5 protein-coding genes are annotated in these 5,460 nt (G+C 68.1%); all 5 read right to left on the bottom strand.

All coding sequences use genetic code 11. The annotated features are described in order from the left end of the window. The coding region (hutU, locus tag AC1DOC_RS17315; RefSeq protein ID WP_478130153.1) for a urocanate hydratase at positions 1–1,484 on the bottom strand (1,484 nt) is incomplete at its 3' end. 24 nt (positions 1,485–1,508) lie between these two features. Beyond that, complete coding sequence (hutH, locus tag AC1DOC_RS17310; RefSeq protein ID WP_478130152.1) at positions 1,509–3,062, bottom strand: histidine ammonia-lyase; 1,554 nt, start codon at positions 3,060–3,062, stop codon at positions 1,509–1,511. Positions 3,063–3,123: 61 nt separating this feature from the next. Then, entirely contained in the window at positions 3,124–3,861 is a 738-nt protein-coding gene (gene hutC / locus AC1DOC_RS17305; RefSeq protein WP_012745322.1) for a histidine utilization repressor, read from the bottom strand. Between the two features lie 19 nt (positions 3,862–3,880). Next, positions 3,881–4,672 carry an ABC transporter ATP-binding protein gene (locus AC1DOC_RS17300; protein WP_478080397.1) on the bottom strand — a complete coding sequence of 264 codons (792 nt, stop codon included), beginning with the start codon at positions 4,670–4,672 and terminating at the stop codon, positions 3,881–3,883. Next, positions 4,672–5,460: ABC transporter permease (locus tag AC1DOC_RS17295; RefSeq protein WP_478130151.1), on the bottom strand; the 789-nt coding region annotated here is incomplete at its 5' end. The genes AC1DOC_RS17300 and AC1DOC_RS17295, both read right to left, overlap by 1 nt.

The raw sequence follows: 5,460 nt of genomic DNA, 5'->3' as shown, positions 1-5,460 counted from the left end.
GTGTTGAGCAGCGCGTTGAGCAGCGGCCAGTCGCTCACCGCATCGGTGCCGTCCTTCATGGCCTCGGTCTCGCGGTTGGGGCTCGCCACCGAGCCGGTGTCGAGGTGGTCGCGGCCGATCACGATGGGCGCCTTGAGTTCGCCGTTCTTCACCATCTCGTTGAAGGCCAGGCCGGCGATGTGGCGCTCGCCCAGGCCCAGCCAGCAGATGCGCGCCGGCAGGCCCTGGAAGGCGATGCGCTCGCGCGCCATGTCGAGCCAGCGGTGCGTATGGGTGTTCTCGGGGAACAGCTCCTTGATCTTGGCGTCGGTCTTGTAGATGTCCTCGGGGTCGCCCGAGAGCGCGACCCAGCGGAACGGGCCCTTGCCTTCGCAGAACAGCGGGCGGATGTAGGCCGGCACGAAGCCCGGGAAGTCGAAGGCGTTCTGCACGCCCTCGTCAAAGGCGACCTGGCGGATGTTGTTGCCGTAGTCGACCGTGGGGATGCCCATGGCCTGGAAGTCGAGCATGGCCTGCACGTGCACGGCGCACGACTTGGCGGCGGCCTTCTTGAGCGCATCGTGCTGCGAGGCGTCCTTCATCGCGGCCTGCCATTGCGCAACGCTCCAGCCCGAGGGCAGGTAGCCGTTGATCAGGTCGTGCGCGGAGGTCTGGTCGGTCACGAGGTCGGGCTTGATGCCGCCGGCCTTCGCGCGCTTCACGAGCTCGGGCAGGATGTCGGCCGCATTGCCGAGCAGCGCGATCGATACGGCTTCCTTCGCGTCGCAGTGCTGCTGGATGAGCTCGAGCGCATGGTCGATGTCGCGCGCCTGCTTGTCCACATAGCGCGTGCGCAGGCGGAAGTCGATGCTGGTCTGCTGGCACTCGATGTTGAGCGACACCGCGCCCGCGAGCGTGGCCGCGAGCGGCTGCGCGCCGCCCATGCCGCCCAAGCCGGCCGTGAGGATCCACTTGCCCGCGAGGCTGTTGTTGTAGTGCTGGCGGCCGGCTTCGACGAAGGTTTCGAAGGTGCCCTGCACGATGCCCTGGCTGCCGATGTAGATCCAGCTGCCGGCCGTCATCTGGCCGTACATGAAGAGGCCCTGGCGGTCGAGCTCGTTGAAGTGCTCCCAGTTGGCCCACTTGGGCACGAGGTTCGAGTTGGCGAGCAGCACGCGCGGCGCGTTCTCATGCGTCTTGAACACGCCGACCGGCTTGCCCGATTGAATCAGCAGCGTCTCGTCGTCGTTCAGTTCCTTCAGCGACGCGAGGATCTGGTCGTAGCAGGCCCAGTTGCGCGCGGCGCGGCCGATGCCGCCGTACACCACGAGGTCCTGCGGACGCTCGGCCACCTCGGCGTCGAGGTTGTTCTGCAGCATGCGGTAAGGCGCCTCGGTGAGCCAGCTCTTGCAGTTGAGCGTGCTGCCGCGCGGGGCGCGGATCACGCGCGTGGGGTCGTGGCGCGGGTCGGTGTTTTGCAGCGGGAGCTTTTCGGGTGCGTTCATGGCGAGGTTCTCCTTGTTCGGTGTTCAGGCGTGGCTGGGCAGGATGTTCAAGAGCGCGGCCGGCAGTTCGGCCTTCAGCGCCCACTGGCGCATGGCTTCGATGTCGGGCGCAAGGTAGCGGTCGCGTTCGAGGAAGGCGACCTTCTTGCGGATATTGGCGAACTCGGCTTCGACCAGCGGGGAGCTCTTGAGCCCGCGTTTCAATTCGATGCCCTGCGCGGCAGCCATGGCTTCGATGCCGACGACCACCGCCGTGTTGTTGACCATGTCGCCGAGCCGGCGCGCCGCGAAGGTGGCCATCGACACGTGGTCTTCCTGGTTGGCCGAAGTGGGCAGGCTGTCGACGCTCGCGGGATGCGCGAGCGACTTGTTCTCCGATGCAAGCGCCGCGGCCGTGACCTGCGCGATCATGAAGCCCGAATTCAGGCCGCCGTCGCGCACCAGGAACGGCGGCAGGCCCGACAGGCCGGTGTCGAGCAGCAGCGCGATGCGGCGCTCGGCAATCGCGCCCACTTCGCTCACGGCCAGCGCAATGATGTCGGCCGCAAAGGCCACCGGCTCGGCGTGGAAGTTGCCGCCCGAGATCACTTCGCCGGTGTCGGTGAACACCAGCGGGTTGTCCGAAGCGGCATTGGCCTCGATCACCAGCACGCGCGCGGCATGCGCGAGGTTGTCGAGGCAGGCGCCCATCACCTGCGGAATGCAGCGCACCGAATACGGGTCCTGCACGCGGCCGCAGTCGGCGTGCGAAGGGACGATCTCGCTGCCTTCGAGCAGCGTGCGCACCGCGCCCGCCACCGCGATCTGCCCCGGCTGGCCGCGCGCGGCATGGATGCGCGCATCGAAGGGCTTGATCGAACCCTGGATCGCTTCGAGCGAGAGCGCGCCCGACATCAGGGCCGAAGCGAACACGTCCTCGGCGCCGAACAGGCCGGCGAGCGCAAGCGCGGTCGACACCTGCGTGYCATTGAGCAGCGCCAGGCCTTCCTTGGGGCCGAGCACGAAAGGTTCGAGCCCGACGAGGCGCATGGCCTCCGCACCGCTGACCACGGCGCCGTCGGCCGTGGTGGCCTCGCCCTCGCCGATCAGCACGCAGGCCATGTGCGCGAGCGGCGCGAGGTCGCCCGAGGCGCCGACCGAGCCCTTGCACGGAATCCGCGGCATGACGCCCGCGTTGAACAGCGCCAGCAGCGCCTCGGCCAGCGCGGGCCGCACGCCCGAGTGGCCGCGCGCCAGGCTCACGGCCTTGGTCGCGAGCACCATGCGCACCACCGGCGCGGCYAGCGGCTCGCCCGTGCCCACGCTGTGCGAGAGCACGAGGTTGCGCTGCAGCTCGGCCAAGTGGTCGTTGCCGATGCGCGTGCTCGCGAGCTTGCCGAAACCGGTGTTGATGCCGTAGACCACCTGGTCGTTCTCGACGATGTGGCGCACCGCCGCTTCGGCGCGCGCCATGCCCTCCTGCACCGAAGGATCGAGCGCCAGCCGCACGCCGCCGGCCTGGATGCGGCGCAGCATGGCAAGGTCCACCTTGCCGGGCGTGAGGGTCAGGGGGGTGGCGGTGTGTTTGCTTGTTGGCATGTGAACCTGTCTATACAAGTAGTTGCGAGAGAAAACCTTCGGTTTCCGTGACAAAAAAAGGTCAGCCGAAGCTGGGGTTGCCGTCGGCTTTGAAGCGGCTGCCCAGGCTGTAGCGCGACGCCGGATGCAGGCAGCGCACCCAGGTGACCGGCGTGTTGCGCGTCCAGGTGCGGCGCGTGAGCAGCAGGCAGGGGTCGGTGGGCTCCATCGCGAGCCGGGCCGCCTGCTCGGCGGTGGGCAGCACGGCGTCGACCACGTGCTCGATCTGGTCGAAGGGCACGTGGCGCACCAGGTACTCGCTGGGGGGCACGGCGGCGAAGTCCTGCTCGAGGAAATCGGGCACGACCAGCGGATTGACGTAGCGCTCCTCCAGCTGCACCGGCGTGTCGTTCTCCAGGTGCAGGCAGACGCTGTGGAACACCGAGGTGCCCGCGCGCATGTCGAGCCAGGCGGCCACGTCGGGCGAGGCGGCCAGGCGTTCCACCGCGAGCATTTCGCAGCGGTAGTCGTGCCCGCGCTGGCGGATCTCGCTCGCGATGTTGGCGATCTGCAGCAGCGTGGACTGCGGCTTGTTCTCGGCCACGAAGCTGCCGACCCCGGCCACGCGCACGATGCGGCCCTGCTCCATGAGCTCGCGCAGCGCGCGGTTCACCGTCATGCGCGAGATGCCGAACTGCGCGACCAATTCGCTCTCGGACGGCAGGCGATGGCCGGCCGGCCAGGTGCCGTCCTGGATCTTGCGGGAGATGTGATCCTTGACTTGCGCATAGAGCGCGAGGGACGGCAGGTCGCGTTTCATTTCGGGCGTGGGGCTCGTGTCAGTGCTCGGCCGCGGCCATCGACTCGGCGCGGATCTCTTCGGTCAGCCGCGCCTTGATTTCCATGAACTCCGGCGAGGTCTTGATGGTGTAGCTGCGCGGATGCGGAAAGTCGACCGCGATCTCGGTCTTGATGCGGCCCGGCCGCGCGCTGAACACCGCCACGCGGTTGGCCATGAAGATCGCCTCGTCGATGTCGTGCGTGACGAACAGCACCGTCTTGCGCGCCGACTCCCAGATGCCGAGCAGGAGCTCCTGCATCAGCACGCGGGTCTGGTTGTCGAGCGCGCCGAAGGGCTCGTCCAGCAGCAGCATCTTGGGGTCGTTGGCGAGCGCGCGCGCAATTGCGGTGCGCTGCTGCATGCCGCCCGAGAGCTGCTTCGGAAAGTGGTGCTCGAAGCCGCGCAGCCCCACCTTGGCAATGAAGAACTCGCTGCGCTCCTTCTGGTCGGCCTCGCTCATGCCGCACTCGCGCAGGCCGAAGCGGATGTTCTGCGCCACCGTGAGCCACGGAAAGAGCGTGTAGCTCTGGAACACCACGCCGCGGTCCGCACCCGGGCCTTCGATGCGCTCGCCGTCGAGCAGCACCTGGCCGGTGGTCGGGAAGTCGAGCCCCGCGACGATGCGCAGCAGCGTCGACTTGCCGCAGCCCGAGGGGCCGAGGATGGTGACGAAGTCGTTCTCGCGCACCTCGAAGTCGATCGGCAGCAGCGCCTGCGTGCGCTGGCCCTTGGTGCCGGTGAAGACGCGCGAGACGCCCTGGATGGAAAGCTGGTTGTTGTTGGTCGTCATCACAGTGCCGCCCATGCAAAGAGACGGCGGTTGAGCGCCTTGAAAGCGAAGTCGGACACCAGCCCGATGACGCCGATCACGATGATCCCGAAGATGATCTGCCCGGTGTTGAGCAAGGCCTGGCTGTCGGTGATCATGTGGCCGATGCCCGACGAGGAGCCGATGAGTTCCGCCACGATCACGTAGGTCCAGGCCCAGCCGAGCACCAGGCGCAGCGTCTCGGCAATGCCGGGCGCAGCGCCCGGAATGAGCACGCGCGCCACGATGCCGCGGCTCTTGGCACCCAGGGTGTAGGCCGCCTCGACGAGGTCGCGCCGCGCGCCGCCCACCGTCACGGCCACCATCAGCACGATCTGGAAGAACGAGCCGATGAAGATCACCAAGAGCTTCTGCATCTCGCCCAGGCCCGCCCACAGGATGAGCAGCGGAATGAAGGCCGAGGCCGGCAGGTAGCGGCAGAACGAGACGAAGGGCTCGAAGAAGGCCTCCACGGCCTTCCAGGTGCCCATGGCAATGCCCAGCGGCACCGCCAGCACGGCCGCCAGCAGGAAGCCGCCGAACACGCGCCACACGGTCATGCCCACGTCGCCGATGAAGCCGAATTCGGCGAACAGCATCCAGCCTTCCTTCAGCATGGTCACGGGGCTGGCCAGGAAGGTCGGCGGCACGAAGCCGCCCAGCGTGGCAACGGACCACACGAGCACGAAGGCCACGAAGAAGCCGAGGCCCAGCAGCACGCGGGCGCGCCCGCTGACGGGCTCGAGCGGCGCGAGCGAACGGCGCCGCGC

Source organism: Variovorax sp. 01T439_2, assembly GCF_056398445.1.
The sequence above is the reverse complement of the archived record's forward strand: the minus strand, read 5'-3'. Positions and strand labels throughout refer to the sequence as shown.

Excerpts from the sequence above, each read along its gene's own strand:
- AC1DOC_RS17300 (WP_478080397.1), bottom strand. The coding sequence starts at position 4,672 with ATGACGACCAACAACAACCAGCTTTCCATCCAGGGCGTCTCGCGCGTC.
- hutC (WP_012745322.1), bottom strand. The coding sequence starts at position 3,861 with ATGAAACGCGACCTGCCGTCCCTCGCGCTCTATGCGCAAGTCAAGGAT.